General features: G+C 72.6%; 19 protein-coding genes. 10 read left to right on the top strand and 9 right to left on the bottom strand.

Features of this window, described 5'->3' with window-relative positions:
- Positions 1 to 3: 3 nt before the first annotated feature.
- Positions 4 to 399 (bottom strand): winged helix-turn-helix transcriptional regulator, encoded by a 396-nt coding sequence (locus KIS93_RS61375; RefSeq protein WP_222108179.1) that lies wholly within the window; start codon positions 397 to 399, stop codon positions 4 to 6.
- Between the two features lie 97 nt (positions 400 to 496).
- On the opposite strand from KIS93_RS61375, the gene KIS93_RS68205 reads away from it, so the two are divergent.
- From KIS93_RS68205 to KIS93_RS61385, 3 genes are all read left to right on the top strand, one after another.
- Entirely contained in the window at positions 497 to 619 is a 123-nt protein-coding gene (locus KIS93_RS68205; protein WP_268966947.1) for a hypothetical protein, read from the top strand.
- 77 nt (positions 620 to 696) lie between these two features.
- Positions 697 to 1377: an SDR family NAD(P)-dependent oxidoreductase gene (locus KIS93_RS61380; RefSeq protein ID WP_080038150.1), complete on the top strand. Its 681-nt coding sequence runs from the start codon at positions 697 to 699 to the stop codon at positions 1375 to 1377.
- 195 nt (positions 1378 to 1572) lie between these two features.
- Positions 1573 to 1956: a hypothetical protein gene (locus KIS93_RS61385; RefSeq protein WP_186405165.1), complete on the top strand. Its 384-nt coding sequence runs from the start codon at positions 1573 to 1575 to the stop codon at positions 1954 to 1956.
- 39 nt (positions 1957 to 1995) lie between these two features.
- On the opposite strand, the gene KIS93_RS61390 is transcribed toward KIS93_RS61385, so the two are convergent.
- Positions 1996 to 4053, bottom strand: a complete 2058-nt coding sequence (locus KIS93_RS61390; RefSeq protein WP_222108180.1) for a HEAT repeat domain-containing protein — start codon at positions 4051 to 4053, stop codon at positions 1996 to 1998.
- A 713-nt stretch (positions 4054 to 4766) separates the two neighbouring features.
- Between KIS93_RS61390 and KIS93_RS61395 the strand changes: the two genes are divergently transcribed.
- Positions 4767 to 5687 carry a type II CAAX endopeptidase family protein gene (locus KIS93_RS61395; RefSeq protein ID WP_080038147.1) on the top strand — a complete coding sequence of 307 codons (921 nt, stop codon included), beginning with the start codon at positions 4767 to 4769 and terminating at the stop codon, positions 5685 to 5687.
- A gap of 87 nt (positions 5688 to 5774) precedes the next feature.
- The gene (locus KIS93_RS61400; protein WP_080038146.1) at positions 5775 to 7058 is read left to right on the top strand and encodes a sensor histidine kinase; all 1284 of its coding nucleotides are present in this window, start codon (positions 5775 to 5777) and stop codon (positions 7056 to 7058) included.
- A 75-nt stretch (positions 7059 to 7133) separates the two neighbouring features.
- Here KIS93_RS61400 and KIS93_RS61405 read toward each other — a convergent pair whose 3' ends face one another.
- Positions 7134 to 7781, bottom strand: coding sequence for a response regulator (locus KIS93_RS61405; RefSeq protein WP_080038145.1), 648 nt, complete (start codon positions 7779 to 7781; stop codon positions 7134 to 7136).
- Between the two features lie 114 nt (positions 7782 to 7895).
- A complete protein-coding gene (locus tag KIS93_RS61410; protein WP_080038144.1) occupies positions 7896 to 8333 on the bottom strand; it encodes a MarR family winged helix-turn-helix transcriptional regulator in 438 nt (145 codons plus the stop codon).
- Positions 8334 to 8440: 107 nt separating this feature from the next.
- Here KIS93_RS61410 and KIS93_RS61415 point away from each other — a divergent pair, with 107 nt between their 5' ends.
- Complete coding sequence (locus tag KIS93_RS61415) at positions 8441 to 9817, top strand: MFS transporter (RefSeq protein WP_155126894.1); 1377 nt, start codon at positions 8441 to 8443, stop codon at positions 9815 to 9817.
- Positions 9814 to 10215: a PPOX class F420-dependent oxidoreductase gene (locus KIS93_RS61420; protein WP_080038142.1), complete on the top strand. Its 402-nt coding sequence runs from the start codon at positions 9814 to 9816 to the stop codon at positions 10213 to 10215. Before KIS93_RS61415 ends, KIS93_RS61420 begins: the two co-directional genes overlap by 4 nt.
- 18 nt (positions 10216 to 10233) lie before the next feature.
- Here the strand turns inward: KIS93_RS61420 and KIS93_RS61425 are convergent, their stop codons facing one another.
- The 4 genes from KIS93_RS61425 to KIS93_RS61440 form a co-directional block, all read right to left on the bottom strand.
- The gene (locus KIS93_RS61425; RefSeq protein ID WP_186405166.1) at positions 10234 to 10692 is read right to left on the bottom strand and encodes a lasso peptide biosynthesis B2 protein; all 459 of its coding nucleotides are present in this window, start codon (positions 10690 to 10692) and stop codon (positions 10234 to 10236) included.
- Positions 10689 to 10946 carry a lasso peptide biosynthesis PqqD family chaperone gene (locus KIS93_RS61430; protein WP_080038140.1) on the bottom strand — a complete coding sequence of 86 codons (258 nt, stop codon included), beginning with the start codon at positions 10944 to 10946 and terminating at the stop codon, positions 10689 to 10691. Before KIS93_RS61430 ends, KIS93_RS61425 begins: the two co-directional genes overlap by 4 nt.
- Positions 10947 to 11015: 69 nt before the next feature.
- Positions 11016 to 12926: a lasso peptide isopeptide bond-forming cyclase gene (locus KIS93_RS61435; RefSeq protein ID WP_155126891.1), complete on the bottom strand. Its 1911-nt coding sequence runs from the start codon at positions 12924 to 12926 to the stop codon at positions 11016 to 11018.
- Between the two features lie 12 nt (positions 12927 to 12938).
- Positions 12939 to 13046 (bottom strand): keywimysin-related RiPP, encoded by a 108-nt coding sequence (locus tag KIS93_RS61440; RefSeq protein WP_155126888.1) that lies wholly within the window; start codon positions 13044 to 13046, stop codon positions 12939 to 12941.
- Between the two features lie 345 nt (positions 13047 to 13391).
- Here KIS93_RS61440 and KIS93_RS61445 point away from each other — a divergent pair, with 345 nt between their 5' ends.
- On the top strand, positions 13392 to 13850 hold the full coding sequence (locus tag KIS93_RS61445) for a hypothetical protein (protein ID WP_080038139.1): 459 nt from the start codon (positions 13392 to 13394) through the stop codon (positions 13848 to 13850).
- A 24-nt stretch (positions 13851 to 13874) separates the two neighbouring features.
- On the opposite strand, the gene KIS93_RS61450 is transcribed toward KIS93_RS61445, so the two are convergent.
- Positions 13875 to 14903 carry a serine hydrolase domain-containing protein gene (locus tag KIS93_RS61450; RefSeq protein WP_186405167.1) on the bottom strand — a complete coding sequence of 343 codons (1029 nt, stop codon included), beginning with the start codon at positions 14901 to 14903 and terminating at the stop codon, positions 13875 to 13877.
- 369 nt (positions 14904 to 15272) lie between these two features.
- Between KIS93_RS61450 and KIS93_RS61455 the strand changes: the two genes are divergently transcribed.
- Positions 15273 to 16064: an HAD family hydrolase gene (locus tag KIS93_RS61455; RefSeq protein ID WP_080038137.1), complete on the top strand. Its 792-nt coding sequence runs from the start codon at positions 15273 to 15275 to the stop codon at positions 16062 to 16064.
- Positions 16061 to 16525, top strand: coding sequence for a DMT family transporter (locus tag KIS93_RS61460; protein ID WP_222108181.1), 465 nt, complete (start codon positions 16061 to 16063; stop codon positions 16523 to 16525). Before KIS93_RS61455 ends, KIS93_RS61460 begins: the two co-directional genes overlap by 4 nt.
- Positions 16526 to 16534: the final 9 nt, after the last annotated feature.

Genomic DNA, 16534 nt, shown 5'->3' on the forward strand with positions numbered 1-16534 from the left:
ACGTCACTTCAGGGTCTGGTGCCGGTGTTCGCGGATCTGGTCGTGGTGGTCGGCGACCCAGGTGATCAGGGACGTGACGATGTGGTGGAGGCTGCGGCCGAGCGGCGTGAGCGCGTACTCCACCCGCGGCGGCACCTCCGCGTAGGCCGTCCGGGTCACCAGGCCGTCCTGCTGGAGCTGGCGCACGGTCAGGGTGAGCATCCGCTGGGAGATGCCGGGGACGTCGCGCTGCAGGTCGGTGTAGCGCAGCGGCCCGGCCTCGAGCGCGGCGATCACCAGCATGCTCCACTTGTCCCCGACGCGGTCCAGGATCTGGCGGACGAAGCCCATCTGCTCGGCGGGGATGCCGGCGCACGGCCCTCGGCCGGCTGCGGCACCTGGCCCGGCTGTGACGTCCATGGCGCACATTCCCTTCCGGCACGCACATCGATGTGCCTTTTGTACGGCCATCCATACTGGTCCATCATGGCGTTACGCACAAACAGTAGGAATTGAGGTGCGGCCGTGGGAACAGGGCAGCGTCCTGGGCCGCCGGCACGCCGTCCATCGTGCCGTCGCCGGCAACGACGCGGCGATCCGCGTCCAGGACGGCTACGCGGTTCCCACCGCCCACACCTGATGCAGACCTGATCCACACGCCGGCCGGGCGTCCGCCCGCGGATGTCCCGGCGGCCACCACACGGAAGGGATCCCCCTGTGCCCACTCTCGCCATCGTCGGCGCCGGCCCCGGCATGGGCCTGGCCATCGCCCGCACCTTCGGCAGCCGCGGCTTCGACGTCGCGCTGATCGCCCGTACCAAGGAGAAGCTGGAAACGCTGGCCGGCCGGCTCGGCCAGGAAGGCATCACGGCCGCCGCCTTCCCCGCCGACCTCCTCGACCCCGCCTCACTGACCGATGCCCTGGACGCGGCCAAGGCCCGCTTCGGCGGCATCGACGTCCTGGAGTACTCGCCGGCCCCGCATTCCCCGGTGCCCGGCCTCACCATGGTCGCCCCCTCGGAGGTCACGATCGGCAATCTGCAACCGATGATCGAGTACGCCTTCTACGGCGCGGTCACGGCGGCCCAGGCGGTGCTGCCCGCGATGCGCGCGGCAGGCGCCGGAACCCTGCTGTTCACCAGCGGCGGCGGCTCCGTGGACCCGCTACCGATGTTCGGCAACGCCAACGCCGCCCAGGCGGCTCTGCGCAACTGGGTGATCAACCTGAACAAGGAGCTGGCCGGCAGCGGCGTGCACGCCGCACACGTGGCGATCAACGTCTGGATCGGCGGAGGCGGCCCGGAGGGCAGCCCGACGGCCACGCCCGAGCAGATCGCGCCCCTGTACTGGGACCTGCACGAGAACCGCGACCGCTCCGACGCCGTCTTCAACGCCTGACCGACCGGCGCGCCGGTCCCGCCGGTGATCACGACAGGGATCGACTCGTGCGGGCCGACGACCGGGGACGGGACGACGCGGCCGCCGGCCGCATCCTGACCGCGGCGATCACTGAGGGACGGCGGTCGGTTCGCGCATGTGACGTGGGCCCAGATCCTCCCTCTGCTGCAGGACGTTTGGGGCCAGGGCACGGACGTGGGACGGCATGTCCTCACCACGCTGCTGGCGGCGTTGGACAGCATCGGGTCGAACTGGTCCGACTGGCGGGCGCGGCAGATCGGCGTCAGGAGAGACGAGCCGCCGGCAGTCGAAGTGCGGGCGATGGCCCTGGCCGAGGAGACCGCGCAGGACGGACGACAGCGAGCGGTGGACCACCCGGGAGCGGACCTGGAGGAACTGCAACGTCTGCGTCTGGTCCTGCGACAGGCCATCTGCGCGAGTCCGGGGCAGACCGCTCTTCGCCACGTACGGCCTTGGCTGTGGAGCCTCACCACCAGCGGCGGTCACGCGCTCACGGCCTCCGGGCAAGACACAGGGTTCGAGCTGCGCCTCTCCCGGTACCAGAAGCCGGTGTGCTGACAACCGCGGGGCCGCGGCGGAACCTGACCCCAATCCGGCTCAGGCAAGCCGTTCGACGATGACACGGCTGATCCGCTGCAGTTCCTCGTCGTTGTCGATGCTCGCGAACCGTCCTCCGCGCCGGGCACGGACCAGCTCCGAACGGAGCCGCGGCAGGGCAGGTGCGGCGGCGGGACCCATCCGGTCCAGGCACGCCACCACATGGTTGGCCGTTGCCGGGTTCTGCTCCCATGCCTGCAGCAGGGTGTCCAGAACAGGTCGTGTCTCAGCCTCACCGCCGATCTCCCACAGCGCCGTCGCACCATGGACGCGGACCCATTCATAGGTGTCGGTCAACAGCTCCCGCAGGCGCGGCAGTGCGGCCGTAGCAGGTGGGCCGATCTCGCCGAGCACATCCGCTGCCAGCGTCTTCCAGAAGAAGACACTGCTGCCAAGCAGGTCATGGAGGAGCGGCAGCACCTCCTCCTGGTCGCCGCTGACCGCCCACAGCGCGCCCACCGCAGCGTGCCGCACGTGAGCGTCGGAGGCCGCGGTCAGTGACCGGATCCCCGAAAGTGCGGGCGCCGCCGCGGGGCCGAACGCCGCCAGCGCCTTCAGAGCCGAGCAGATGGTCGACTTCCGCTCGTGACGTACGGCCGCGAGGAGAGTGTCGTTGATCACGGCCAGCGCTGCCTGATCGCCGAGCCCGGTCAGCGCGGACAACACCGAACCGGCGCTCATCTCCAGCCGCTGCTGCGCATGGTCGATGCGGCGCAATTGGTCGCACAGCCGAGGCACCAGCTTCTGCGACGCCTCCCGCAGGGCACCGGCGACCTCGACCGCGCGCCAGTCGTCGACGCCGCCGTCCAGCCCCGCCAGCACACCGGGCACCGCACGCCCATCACCGATGCGGGCAAGGGCCCGGACCGCGCTCTGATAGGCCCGGCGCAGTTGCTGCTGCGGCGCGCTCCACGTATCCGGGCCGTACGCGGCGACGTACGCGGCCAGCGGCTCGCGGGCCGGCTCGGCGATCGGGTGGCAGCTCTCAAGGACGGCTGCCGCCTCGGCCGCGATCTCGTGCTCGCGCGTGCTGAGCTGTCCGGCGACCAGCGTGATGAGCCCGGTGTGGTCACCCCGCCAGGACGTCATGAGCTCCTTGCTCATCCGGATCGCGTCCAGACGGGAACCGGGATCAGGGCCGGCCAGTTGCTCCGTGAGCAACGCCGTACGCTCGGGCACCCGCGCCGCCAGCGCCTCGTGCAACGTGCGCAGCAGTTCCGTGGTCGGCGCGTGCACGCGCCCCAGCCGGTCAAGGTCTTCGAAGGCGGTGGCGACCTGCGGCGGCGCTCCGTCCGCTGGAGAGACTTGCCCGGTGGACTCCCGCCACACCGGATACGCTGCCGCGCCGAGCACCATCTGCCGCAACAAAGCGATCACCGCCGGGACGACGTCCTCGCCGATCTGTTCCGGAGCGCGGCGGGCCTGCTGCACCACGGCCGCCAGCCGGACTCCCGGATCCACCGTGACATCGGCAGCCAGCCCGGCCAACCCCGTCATCACCTCATCCGCCGACGCGGGCAGGCGCAGGGCCAGCGTCCCCATCGCCTCCACGATCAGCAGTCGCTCGACCATCCCCGGCTCTGCCGACAGCCGATCGCGAAGCACCACCCCGGCCCGTTCCGCGTCATCGAGGAACAGCCCCAGCCCCGGAATCGCCGCCCGGCACACATGCTGATCGGCATCTGCGGCGAAGGCGACGAACGCCTCCGCCCGCTCGCGCATCACCGCCGCGGCGCCGGCGAAGTCCACCAGGTCGGCGTACTCTTCTTCGCACTCCTCGACGGCCGCCCGCCCGATGCTGACCAAGAGCTCGACGATCGCGGCCCGCTCGGGAACGGTGGGATCACCCGCCAGCTCGAACAGAAACGGCAGACTCGCCGTCGTGCACGGGGCCACCACCCCCTGATGATGAACGGCACTGTAGAACCTGCTGAGAGCCTTGTGCCGCTCCTCCCGATCAGGAGAGCGCAAGGCCAGTAACAGCTCCGGAACCTCATCCGCCGGGCCGTAGGCATGCTCCATCGATGCCCAGTCGATGTCGTGAAGTCCCTCGAACATGCAAGCCATCATGCACGATTCCGCTCATACTGGATCAACGCGCTGAAGGCCCGGGTGACGCCCGCCCGGATGAGTCGCTGTTCTTCCTGAGCATCGTCACTGAGTTCCTGGACATCGGCCGATTGGTCCTCCGCATGCAGCCCCGGCGTGCAGCGTGTGCCGCTCGGGTGTCGGGCGCTACTCCGCGGGCTTCGGCCCGCATGGCACGGGTGAAGTCGTCGTCTTCCATGGCGGATCAGTCCTGAACACCGGCGACGGGACGCCCGGTCAGCACCAATGAGCACAGTGCGCAATTGTGAGGCGAGAGCGGAGCGCAACGCCAGGTAAGTGGGCATGTGTGCGCGGGCCGCGCCGATGAGCGCGTCGTCGCTGTCGGATCCCACGTGCCGCCCCAGAGGTCGGGTAGCTGATCCTTCCGGTCGTTGAACGCGTTGCGTAGGGCGGAGGGCGCGAGGCGGCATGTGCGATCTGGACGTGTTCTTCACCCCCGCGCAAGGCATGGCGATGCATCCGGATGGCGAACACCAAGCACTCAGCACCTCCGAGGTGTCCGCGGGCGGATGGACGGACCTCCGGACGCCGGCGATGCAGCCGATGGTCGACCGGTACCCCTGGCTGTACCTGCCTTTGGGGCGTGTGCGGGAACGACGGGGAGGGGGCCCGGCTGGTGTGCTGATCAGTGTCAGTCGAACGCCGACCAAAGGAACACCGACATGGCCGTCAACAGCCCCCCGATCACCGAGCAGGGCAGGAGCAGGACCGGGCTCCGGGGGTTCATTCAGCACCGGCCCCTGATCTCTTTCTTCGTCCTGGCCAATCTGATGAGCTGGGTCGCGTGGTTGCCGTACATCCTGTCGCAGAACGGCCTGGGAATTCTGAGCTTCCGCTTTCCTTCGCTGCTCGGCACCACGCAGTTTCTGGGCGTGCTGCCCGGCGCCTATCTCGGCCCGATCTTCGCCGCCTACCTCGTGACGCGGGTCTCGGAGGGCAAGGAGGGGGTGCGGCGGTGGGTCCGGCGGATGACCAAGTGGCGGGTGAGCTGGGTCTGGTATCTGGTGACGGCGCTCGGTGTGCCTGCCGTCATCGTCGTCACCGGGCTCGCGATGACCGACGGGCAGGTCAGTGTGCCGCCTGTCGCGGTGCTGGTGGCGTACGTGCCGGGTCTGCTGCTGCAGATGGTCACCACCGGGCTGGCGGAGGAGCCGGGGTGGCGGGACTTCGCGCTGGCCCGGATGCAGCGCACGCTCGGGGGGCTGGGCGCCACCGTCGTTCTCGGGCCGCTGTGGAGTCTCTGGCACCTGCCGCTGTTCCTGACCGAGTGGGGCGGGTGGCCGGATGTGACCTGGACGAGGGTCGGCGAGTTCGCCGCCTTCTGCTGCGCCTTCAGCGTGGTCGTCACCTGGGTCTTCAACCGGACCGGCCAGAGCCTGCCGCTGGTCATGCTCCTGCACGTCAGCGTGAACAACTTCATGTCCATCGCCTACTCCGACGTGTTCCCGACGCTGGCCACGCCCGCGCTGGCGTCCCGGGTCACGCTGCTCGCGGGCACCACGGCGGCGGTCGTGGTGCTGGTCGCCACGCGGGGCCGGCTGGGTTACCGGCCGCCGGCCGAGCCCGATCCGCAGGACCTATAGCCTGTGCGGCGATGATCGACGAACGGCCGTCGCGGCCGAGGAGGTGCGTGCCCATGACGGCCGCTGCGGTCAAGGAGGTGCGGGCTCATGACGGCCGGTGAGGGGCGGGCCCAGCGGCGGTCGCGGCTGCGGTGGCCGCGGCGGGCGGACGTGCTCGCCCGTGGCCGGGTGACCCTCGACGCGCTCGAGCACCTGGTCGCCGGCATGGGGACGGGTGTGCTGGCCCTGGTCGCGCTGGTGTCCGCGGCCCTCACCGCCGTGGCCTGCCTGGTGGGGGTGGGGCTGGCGGTGGTGCCGGCGGCGGTGCGCGGGGTGCGGGCGGTCACCGACCGGGAGCGAGCCAGGATCGCGCGCTGGGACGGGGAGGAGTTCGTCCCCCCGCCTCCGCCGCCGTCGGGGGTCCGCGCCGCCCTCGCCGACACGACGGTGCGGCGGGAGCTGGGCTGGGTGGTCGTGCACGCCTCCGCCGGGCTGGTCCTGGGCCTGGCCGCCCTCACCTTGCCTCTGCACGCGGTGCAGGACGTGACGTTCGCGTTGTGGTGGTGGCTGCTGCCCCCGGAGGAGGCGGCGAGCGCGGCGTACGGGATGTGGGAGGTCAGGGACACAGCGGGCGCGGTCGCGGTCGCCGCGCTGGCCCCGGTGGAGATCGCGATCACCATGGTCGTCGCGCCGCGCATGGCGCGGCTGCAGGCGTGGGCGGGCCGGCGTCTCCTGCGGCCCGGCCCCGACGCCGACCTGAGCCTGCGCGTGGCGCAGCTCACCGCGACCCGCGCCGCCGTCCTCGACGCGCACGCCGCCGAGCTGCGCCGCATCGAACGCTCCCTGCACGACGGCACGCAGAACCGGCTCGTCGCGGTCAACGTGCTGCTCGGGGCGGCGCTGCGGGCCCTGGACCGCGATCCCGCCACCGCCAGGGCCACGCTGGAACGGGCGCAGGACGCCGCCGAGCAGGCACTGGGTGAGCTTCGTGGTGTGGTACGCACGATCCTGCCGCCCGTACTGGCCGACAAGAGCCTCGCCGACGCGCTCACCGGGCTGGCGGCGGACTGCCCGGTGCCGTGCCGGATCGACGCCGACCTGCCGGTCAGGGCCGCCGCCTCCGTCGAGGCCACCGCCTACTTCGTGGTGGCCGAGGCACTCACCAACATCGCCAGGCACAGCCGGGCCCGGCGCGCGGTCGTCACCGTACGGCGGCTCGACGACCAGCTGGTCCTCCGGGTCGTGGACGACGGGCAGGGCGGGGCGCGGGAGAGCGGTTCCGGGCTCGCCGGCATCCGCCGGCGGGTCGAGGCGCACGACGGGTCGTTCACGCTGACCAGCCCCGCCGGTGGGCCGACCACTCTGGACGTGACGTTGCCGTGCGGCACGTGACGGGCCACCCCGACGCCTCAAGAAGCCCGACACCTAAAGAGGCCCGACAACTGAAGGGGCCCGGCGCCTGAAGGGTCAGGTGCCTTCGAGGTAGCGGAGCACGGCGGCCACCCGCCGGTCGGTGCCGTCGGCGGGTGCGAGGTCGAGCTTGGCGAAGATGTTGCGGATGTGCTTGTGCACGGCGCCGTCGGTGACGAACAGCCGCTCGGCGATGGCGGAGTTGCCGAGCCCTTCGGCCATGAGGGCCAGGACGTCGCGCTCGCGCGGGCTGAGCCGTTCGAGCCGGTTGTCGGGGCGGCTCCTGGTCAGGAGCTGCGCGACCACCTCGGGGTCGATGGCGGTGCCGCCATCGGCCACCCGGTGCAGCGCGGTCAGGAACTCCTCGACCCGGCCGACCCGCTCCTTGAGCAGGTAGCCGAGGCGGGCGCTGCCGCGCGCGAGCAGGTCGGTGGCGAACGCCTGCTCGACGTAGGCCGACAGGACGAGCACGGCCAGGCCGGGGCGCCGCCGCCGGGCCTCGACGGCGGCCACGATGCCCTCGTCGGTGTGGGTGGGCGGCATGCGGACGTCGACGATGGCGACGTCCGGCGCGTGCTCGTCGACGGCGTCGAGGAAGCCGGCCGCGTCGGAGGCGGTGGCCACCACGTCCAGGTCCTCGGCGCGCAGCAGCAGCGCCAGGCCCTCGCGCAGCAAGGGGTCGTCCTCGGCGATCACGATCCGCAAGCGGGGTTCACCTCTCTTGTGGCCTGGCCCGTCGTACGTTCCGGTCTCAGACCCTAGGCCAGGGCTTCGCGGGCCGGCGGGCGGGTGGCGAAAAAGTACAGCAGGCTGTACCTGCTAGGGGGTCCGGGCGAGCAGGGCGGTCAGGGTGTCGGCGACCCGGAGGACGTCCTCGCCGGGCAGGTCCGCGGCCAGCGCGTCCAGCCTGCCGACGATCTCGGCGTGCACCCGCACGGCGAGGTCGAGGCCCTCGGGGGTCAGCTCGACCCGGCACGCGCGCCGGTCGGCGTCGTCGCGGACGCGGCGCACGAACCCGCGCCGCTCGGCCCGGTCGACCAGCCCGGTCAGGCTCGGTTTCTCCAGGTGCAGGAGCCTGCTCAGGTCCGTCATGCCGATGCCGTCGCCGCTGGTCAGCACGCACAGCAGTTGCGCCTGCTGCGGGGTGATGTCGCGCTCGCGGCTGACGTCCGCGAAGACGTGCTGCACCAGATGCGACATCCGCACCAGGGTCGCCGCGAAGCCCAGCCCCGCCGGCGCGCCGGTCTCGCTCTTCATCCGCACCTCCCGCGATCGAGTCTAGTTGCGAACAGTTCGTGGCACAAACTATCTTGTTAGCACTACGAACTGTTCGCGATACGAAGTATTCCTGTGAGGTGAACACCATGCCCGCTTCCCCCCGGCAGGTCGTGACGGCGCTCGTCACGACCGTCTTCGGCTACTCCCTGATGCAGACGGTCGTCGTCCCCGCGCTCGGCCTGCTCACCCGCGAGCTGCACACCACCCCGGCCTGGTCGGCCTGGATCCTCAGCGCGTTCCTGCTGTCCAGCGCGGTGCTCACCCCGCTGCTCGGGCGGCTCGGCGACCTGTACGGCAAGCGCCGCGTCATGATCGGCGTCCTCGCCGCGTACGCCGCCGGCATGGCCGGGGCCGCGCTCGCCCAGGACATCGCCCAGCTCATCGCGGCCCGCGTCGTGCAGGGCGCGGCACTGGCGGTGGTGCCGCTGTCGATGGCGGTCCTGCGCGAGGCGCTGCCCAGGGAGCGGCTGGCCTCCGCGATGGGCCTGGTGTCCGGCATCGTCGGCGCGGGGGCCGGGGCGGGGCTGGTGGTCGGCGGGCTGCTCGCCGACCGGTTGTCGTGGCGCTACCTGTTCGTCCTCGGCGCGCTGCTGGCGCTGATCAGCCTGGTCATGGTCGCCCGGTGGACGCCGCGCGGGGCGCGCGCCGCCGCCGGCGGGCTCGACGTGCCGGGCTCGTTGCTGCTCGCGCTCAGCCTGGTCGCGGTGCTGCTCGCCCTCACCCAGGGCCCGTCGTGGGGGTGGGGGTCGGCGCCGGTGCTCGGCCTGTTCGTGCTCGGGGCACTGCTCGGCGCCGCGCTGCTCACCCTGGAGCGGCGCAGAACTGACGCGCTCATCGACGTCGCCGAGCTGACGGACCGGCCGATGCTGGCCACGCATCTGGCCGCGCTGCTGTTCGGCGCCGGATCGTACTTCTTCTACGTGGCGATCCCGCTGTTCGCCCAGCAGCGGCCGGGCCCGGACGGAGCCGGGTTCGGCGCCTCGGTCACAGTCGCCGGGCTGCTGATGCTGCCGGGCATGCTGGCCATCATCCCGGCGGGCATGGCGGTCGGCCGGATCTCGCAGGCGCTCGGCTCCCGCTGGCCGCTGGCGGCCGGGTTCGTGGCGATGGCGGCGGGATCGGCGCTGATCGCCGTCATGCACGGCGCGTACTGGCACCACCTCGTGTTCTACGGGCTGGTCGGCGCGGGCTCCGGGCTCGTCATGGGCGCACTGCCCAAGCTGATCGCCGACATCGTGCCCCCGGCCAGGACCGGCACCGCGAACGGGCTCAACAACATCGCCCGCACGGTCGGCGGCGTCGTCGGCAGCCAGCTCGCCGCCGCCGTGATCGCCTCCGGCGGCGCCGCCGCCGTGCCGGACTCCGCCTTCACCGCCCTGTTCTGGCTGGCGGGCGGCGTGGCGGTCCTCGGGGTCGCGATCTCGCCGTACGCCGTGCGCGCCCTCCGGACGGCGGCCGCATGAGCGTCTTCAGCGAGCGCGAGCTGGCCTACCTGCGCGGCGAACGGCTGCTGGGACGTTTGGCCACCGTGGGCGCCGACGGCCTGCCGCACGTCGTACCCGTCGGCTGGTCCCTCGACGGGACCGGCACGCTCATCGAGATCGGCGGGCGCAACCTCGTCCGCTCCAGGAAGTTTCGTGACATCGCACGGAACGGCCGGGCCGCGCTGGTCGTCGACGACGTGCTGCCGCCGTGGCGGCCACGCGGCGTGGAGATCCGCGGCACCGCCGAGGCGATCGACGGCGACCGGCCGCTGATCCTGCTGCGCCCGGCCCGGATCGTCAGCTGGGGCCTGCACGACGGCGCCACCATCGAGGACACCTACCGTGCCCGCGCCGCGGGACGGCCCGTCGACCCCTGACGCCCACGGCCGGACCTGTCATCTGCGCTCGGCGCGAAAGCTGGACAGCTCAGCCTTCGTGCCGGGGCCGACCGTGATCAGCGGGGTGAGATATCCGTCAGGAACCGTCTCCTCCACCGGCGTGCCCTCAGCCTCCACCCAGGCGTGCGCGGCGAACGGCGGCCGCATCCGCACCCCCGAGCACCACGTCGGCCACGACCCGCGCAGCCGGCACAGCACGGTGGTGGCCAGCGAGCGGGGCAGGCAGCCGTGCACGCCCAGGCAGGTCAGGCTCACCGCGAGCACCGCGTCCCTGGCGGCCTTGGCCTGCGCGTACGTCGCGGGGCGCGCGCCGTGCCGCAGCAGGCGGAGCACGGCCCGCAGCCGGTTCGGGGGCAGCAGGGCGAGCACGAACGCCGCCGCCACCGCCACCCGCGCCGCCGCCCTGGCCCGCCACGGCACGCCCTGCGGGCGCTCCAGCGCGCTGGGCACGCTCACGGCGACACCAGCCCGGCCGCGCGCAGCTGGTCCACCAGCTCCAGGACGTCGGTCAGGGCGTCGTCCGGCCCCACGTCGAACGCGGTGGCCATGGCGGTGGCGGCCTGCTCGGCGGTGTCGCCGTCCAGCAGCCGCCGCACGGCCAGCGCGGCGGTGGGGTTGAGCTGCCAGAAGGCGCCGGTGCGCTGGTCGAGCAGCACGGTGCCGTAGTCGGTGTCGGCGGTGCACACCTCGGCGTGCAGGCGCAGGGTCATCAGCCGTCCTCCGATCCGTGGAACTCCAGGGTCATGAGCCGTCCTCTGATCCGTGGAACTGCAGGGTCATCAGCCGTCCTCCGTCTCGCGTGGCGGCTCCAGGGGCACGGGCCGTCCGGGGGACTCCAGGGTGCGCAGCCAGACCTCGCAGCCGATGGTCGAGTACAGGACCGCGCCCCGCAGCTCCGGCGCGTCCGGATGCGCGCAGAGGTCCTTCAGCAGCGCGGGATCCACCAGCCCGAGCGCGGCCAGCCGGGAGTCCGACCAGAGCTCGCGCAGGTCGGCGGCGTGGCGGCGGAGCCCGTCGGCGGCGTCGAGCGAGGCCTCCGCCTTGCTGGTGCGCCGCAGGCACTCCTGCGGCACGACGCCGCGCATCGCCGTGGTGAGCAGGGGCTTGTAGCGCCAGGGGGTGACCCGGTCCTCCGGGCGGACGGACAGGCAGACCTCGATCACCCGGTCGTCGAGGAAGGGGTGCGACAGCGGCAGGCCGGCGCGGGCGCTCATGTGGTCCCACTGGCGGATGATCCGGCAGGAGTCGTGGATGGCGTGCAGGTCGGCGTGCCGGCCGCGATCGGGGGCGAGCGGCTCGGCGTCCGGAAGGCTCTCGGCGATCAGGCCGGCGGCCAGGCGGGCGGCGTCGGGCGTGATCCACGGGGCGAGCCGCGGCGGCGCGCCCCAGCCGAGCGCGTCGGTCACCGCCGGCGCGGCGGGGGCGCGCAGGTCGGCCAGGCAGCCGGCCAGCCAGTCCCGGTACGGGCGGCGGTCGGCGAGTGCCCGCACCATCGGCCCGTACGGCCAGTGGAACAGCGCGCGGAACCCGCGCAGCCGCTCGATCGCGAGCAGCGGTCTGGTGCGCAGCAGCCGGTGGTAGCTCGCCTCCGAGCACCAGGCGACGTGGTCGCCGCCGATGCCGGTCAGGTGCAGCCGGCTGCCCCGGGCGGCCAGGCGCGGCAGGTGGGCCAGCACCCGGGCGCGGTCCATGACGCCGATGGTGGGCTCGTCGAGGGGGTCGTCGACGGACAGCAGGTCCTCGTAGACGAGCGGCGACTCCTCGGCGGGCCAGACCACGTGCTCGGCGCCCTCCAGGTGGGCGGCGGCGCGCCGGGCCCAGACCAGGTCGTCGTCGGCGGGGTCACGGCCGGGCCACGTGGCGGCGACGACGCGGGCCTCCTGGCGGGCGGCGGCGAGGAAGCACAACGAGGTGGAGTCGAGGCCGCCGGACAGGTCGAGGCTGACCGTGCCGCCGCCCCTGGTGCGGACGCCGACGGCCGCGTCGAGGGCCTGCCGGATGTCGTCGGCGGCGCCGGCGAGCGGCCGCACCGGCTCGGGCGGAGTCCACCAGCGGCGGTGCCGGGCGGTCGTCCCGTCGCGTTCGACGACCAGGCGGTGGCCCGGCGGCACGGCGCCCACGCCCTGCCAGAGCGGCCGGTGGAGCAGGGGGTGCGGCACCGGCCAGAGCAGCCGCGCGGCCAGCGTTCGCGGGTCGAGCCCGGCCCCGGTGGCGGCGGCCAGGACGTCGGCGCGGTCGCAGGCGACGACCAGGCCGCCGACCCGCGCGTGGAACACCAGCCGCAGCCCCGACGCGGTGCCCTGCACGAGCGTGCGGCCGTCGATCGAGGCGGCCAGGTGGAAGCTGCCCGGCTGGGCGGCGGCCAGGCGGTCGAGCCCCGCCGGCTCCCGCAGCCGGGCCGCCTCCCGCAGCCGGGCCGCCTCCCGCAGCCGGGCCGCCTCCACCGCCAGCCGCTCGGCGCCGATCGGGCACCGGCCGAGCACGGCCAGCCCGGTGGTGCCCGCCGCCGCGACCGTCAGCTCCTCGTCGGACCAGTGCCCGACGAGCCAGGGCCGTCCGGAGGGGTGGGCGACGGTGCGGGCCGCCGGGGTGCGCAGCGCCGCCGCCACGGCGGGCCCGGCCTCGTGGTCGGGAATCACCACGAACCAGGACGCGCCGTGACGGGGCCAGCTCGGCGTGTGCCGAGCCACGTGTCGTCTGCCTCAGTTCTTGCTGAGGATCAGACGGTCGTTGCCGTGGCGGCTGAGGAGACCGGTGGCCTTGCGGAAGGTGCCGGCGGGGGTGAGCCGGGGCTTCTCGTAGCGCTGCATGGGCATTCCTCTCGTTGAGGGTTGATGCGCACACATTAACGGCAGTTGAAAATTCCGGCCGGGACGCCGATCAGCGCCATATTGCTATGAATTTTCGTGACGTCTCGTGGCATATTCGGTGGCGAAAGGAGCGGCAAATCAGTGCGATTCGGAATCGTAACGTGGCATGCGGCGACAGAAATATGACCTTCCCGCTTGACGATGTTCGCGCCGATGGTCACGATCGACCTGTGCCGGCATTCCGGATATGAGCGGGCGGCGAGCGGTCTTATATGTGAGGAATGCACACAACCGCGTGACAAACCGCACCTGTGCGGGGCGTGGGCCCGCTCCTATCGTCGGAGCATGTCGGTCGGACGTCTGCTCTCCATCCTCGCCGCGGCCCTGCTGCCCGTGTCCGTGCTGGTGTCGCCCGCGCAGGCGCGGACCGCGGTGCCGTTCCACGCCGCCCTGAGCGGCTGCCCGGGCGCGATCACCGAAGGCACGCTGGAGTGGGTTGGCGATGAGGTCGTGAAGGTCGAGGGGAATGCGGCGAAGTACATGCCGTTCCCGTCGTGTACGCGGCAATCGGGATTGCACTCGGTCGCCTTCCGCGCCTACAACGGCGGCACGAAGACCGCGGAGCAGGCCTTCTGGCTGCTCTCCGACAGGCTCGACGTGTCCCTGGAACTGACGGCCCCGCAAGGCACGCCCATCGATGGGGTGACGGTGCAGATCTGCGAGTTTCGCGTCGGGCTGCCCGGATCGATACCCCCCAGCAGCCTCTTGTGCCTGGCACCCGTTCGTTATCAGTCACCGATGTAAAGCCGGTCGCGCGGCCGCCCGGGCTCAGCGGTCGCACAGCGTGGTGACGAAGGCGTCGAGCAGGTGCTGCCGGTTCTTGGGCACGCCTGTGGTGTAGACGGTGGCGGCGCGCCCGGCCCGGTCCCGGCCGCTGATCATCGCGGCGCCCGGCATGTCGCCGGCGACGAAGTAGGCGTCGCCACAGCCGGTCCGCATCCGGATCACGCCGAAACCGTAGCGGGCGCCTGCGGGCCAGCCTTCCTGCTCGACCTTCACCGGCCCGGCCATCATCCTGCTCAGCGGGGCGTTGCGCCAGAACCGGTTGAGGTCCTCGGGCGTGGAGACCAGGCCGCCGCTGGGGCCGAACGCGTAGGTGGGAAGCCGGTCGGTCAGGTCCACCTCGCCGTCCTGCGGATGGCCGGGGTGCACCCCGTAGGTGCGGGCGTGCGGGCCGCGGATGCCGTGGTCGCCCTTGGCCGGCCAGTACGTGTCCCGCATCCCGTACGGCTTGAGGATCAGCTCCCGGCTCGCCTGGCGGAAGTCCTTGCCGGTCACCTTGGTCACGATCATGCCGAGGACCAGGTAGTTGGTGTTGGCGTAGGCGAACGAGCCCCGGGCCGTGGGCTTGCGGCCCAAGGCCACCCGCAGGAAGTCCGGGAAGGGCTCCTTCCACTCGATCGCATCAAGGAACTCGGGCAGGCCGCTGGTCTGCCGCAGCAACATCCGGACGGTGATCTTCCGCCCGTCGATCCCGGCGCCGTCGCCGGTGCCGCGCAGCACCCCGGGCAGGTAACGCTCCACCGGCGCGGCCAGGTCGACCTTCCTCTGATCGGCCAGCCGCAGCACGGTGGCGGCGATGATCGGCTTGCTCCCGCTGGCGATCCTGAACCGGCCCTCGGGCCCGATCATCGGCTTCCCGCTCCCCCGCTGCGCGGTGCCGGAGCGCCGGGTCACGCTCGTGCCGCTCGGATCGCGTACCCGGCTCAACGCGCCTGCCATGCCGTCCGTGGTGGTGAGCAGGTCAAGGCTGGACTGCGGCGAGGGGGTCGCGGTGGCGGCGTGGGCGGGGACCACAAGGGTGAGGAGCAGACAACCGGCGGCAAGAGGTGCAACGACAGCGAGCGATTTCGGCATGCGTCCACGGTCGCGGGAATCTGAGTCAAGATCAGTCACGCCTGCATGCCTGTCAGGGTGGGGCCTTCCCTACCTATCCTGAGCGCCGCGCCCCGCGGCCGTTCCCCTCCATAAATCCCCTTACATCAGGTAGGAAAAATAGGTATGCTTCCGGGCGTGGACCGAACGCCGGACGCTGAAGTCCGCGATCGGCCGCCCGCGGCGCCGGGTTCGCCGTCGGCGGCGAGCAGCCGCTGAGCCTTGGCGCGCGACGAGAACCCCGACGAGCGGTCCGGAGCCGGGGTCCGCTGAGCCGCCGGAGAGGATGCCATGACGCAGTTGACCGTGTTCGACCTCGACGGGACGCTCGTCGACACGCCACGTGCGATCGTCGAGACCTTCACCGCGGCGTTCGGCGCGCTGAGCGTGGCCGCGCCGCCGCCGGCGGTCATCCGGGCCACGATCGGGCTGCCGCTCGAACGCGCCTTCCGCGACCTCCTGGCCGCGGACGCCGAGCTGGCCGGCCAAGGGGTGCGGCACTACCAGCGGCTGTTCAAGGAGATCATCCTGCCGCGCGCCCCCGAGCTGATCTTCCCCGGCGTGGTGGAGGGGCTGGACGAGCTGCGCGCCCGGGGCGGCCTCCTCGCCGTGGCGACCAGCAAGTTCCACGCCAGCGCCGACGCGCTGCTGCGGGCGGCCGGGCTGCGGGACCGGTTCGCTCTCGTGGTGGGCGCGGACCAGGTCAGCAGGCCCAAGCCCGATCCGGAGTCGGGGCTGCTGGTCCTGCGCACGCTCGGCGTGGCGGCGCGGCACGCGGTGATGGTGGGCGACACCGCGCACGACATCCACATGGCGGGGGCGGCGGGCATGCGCTCGATCGCCGTCACGTACGGGGTGCACGGTGCCGACGAGCTGGCCCTCGCCGGGCCCACCTGGGTCGCCGACTCGTTCCCCCAGGTCGTCGCCCTGCTGCTGAGCCGGGAAGCGGCATCCCACGCGCAGCCCGCGCACGGAGCGGAGCCGGCGCCTCGTGCGGAGCCGGCGCGCGATGCCGAGCCGGCATCCCGTGCGGAGCCGGTGCCTCGCGCGGAGCCGGCATCCCGTGCGGAGCCGGTGTGGTGAGCGGGCGGGCGGTCGACTGGGCGCTCGCGATTGCCGGCGGCGTGCTGCTCACGCTGATGACGCAGGCCAACGCCGTGCTCGCCGGCCACACCGGCCCCCTGTACGCCTCCTGGGCCGCGCACGGGCTCGGCGCCGTCGTGGCGTCCGTGCTGGTGCTGGCCCTCGCCCGCCGCGCACCGGCCACCGCCTCCGGGGAGGGCGAGGGCCGGGCGCCGCTCTGGTACTACCTGGGCGGCATCCCCGGCGCCCTCGTCGTCGTCCTGTCGGCGATCGCCGTCAACAGCGAGCTCGCCCTGGCCGGCACCATCGCGCTGATGCTCACCGGCCAGATCCTGTTCGGCACGCTCTCCGACCACCTGGGCCTGCTCCACACCCCCAGGCGCCGGATCACGCCCATGGACCTGGCGGTGGCCGGCTGCGTGCTCGCGGGGAGCGTCCTCATCGTCGTCGGCGGAGCGTGAGCCGTGCCC

Origin of the sequence: [Actinomadura] parvosata subsp. kistnae (assembly GCF_900323885.1) — a bacterium.
In the GTDB taxonomy this organism is placed as follows: domain Bacteria; phylum Actinomycetota; class Actinomycetes; order Streptosporangiales; family Streptosporangiaceae; genus Nonomuraea; species Nonomuraea composti.

Excerpts from the sequence above, each read along its gene's own strand:
- KIS93_RS61400 (WP_080038146.1), top strand. The coding sequence starts at position 5,775 with ATGACGGCCGGTGAGGGGCGGGCCCAGCGGCGGTCGCGGCTGCGGTGG.
- KIS93_RS61445 (WP_080038139.1), top strand. The coding sequence starts at position 13,392 with ATGTCGGTCGGACGTCTGCTCTCCATCCTCGCCGCGGCCCTGCTGCCC.
- KIS93_RS61390 (WP_222108180.1), bottom strand. The coding sequence starts at position 4,053 with ATGTTCGAGGGACTTCACGACATCGACTGGGCATCGATGGAGCATGCC.
- KIS93_RS61420 (WP_080038142.1), top strand. The coding sequence starts at position 9,814 with ATGAGCGTCTTCAGCGAGCGCGAGCTGGCCTACCTGCGCGGCGAACGG.
- KIS93_RS61415 (WP_155126894.1), top strand. The coding sequence starts at position 8,441 with ATGCCCGCTTCCCCCCGGCAGGTCGTGACGGCGCTCGTCACGACCGTC.
- KIS93_RS61410 (WP_080038144.1), bottom strand. The coding sequence starts at position 8,333 with ATGAAGAGCGAGACCGGCGCGCCGGCGGGGCTGGGCTTCGCGGCGACC.
- KIS93_RS61395 (WP_080038147.1), top strand. The coding sequence starts at position 4,767 with ATGGCCGTCAACAGCCCCCCGATCACCGAGCAGGGCAGGAGCAGGACC.
- KIS93_RS61430 (WP_080038140.1), bottom strand. The coding sequence starts at position 10,946 with ATGACCCTGCGCCTGCACGCCGAGGTGTGCACCGCCGACACCGACTAC.
- KIS93_RS61440 (WP_155126888.1), bottom strand. The coding sequence starts at position 13,046 with ATGCAGCGCTACGAGAAGCCCCGGCTCACCCCCGCCGGCACCTTCCGC.
- KIS93_RS61455 (WP_080038137.1), top strand. The coding sequence starts at position 15,273 with ATGACGCAGTTGACCGTGTTCGACCTCGACGGGACGCTCGTCGACACG.
- KIS93_RS61375 (WP_222108179.1), bottom strand. The coding sequence starts at position 399 with ATGGACGTCACAGCCGGGCCAGGTGCCGCAGCCGGCCGAGGGCCGTGC.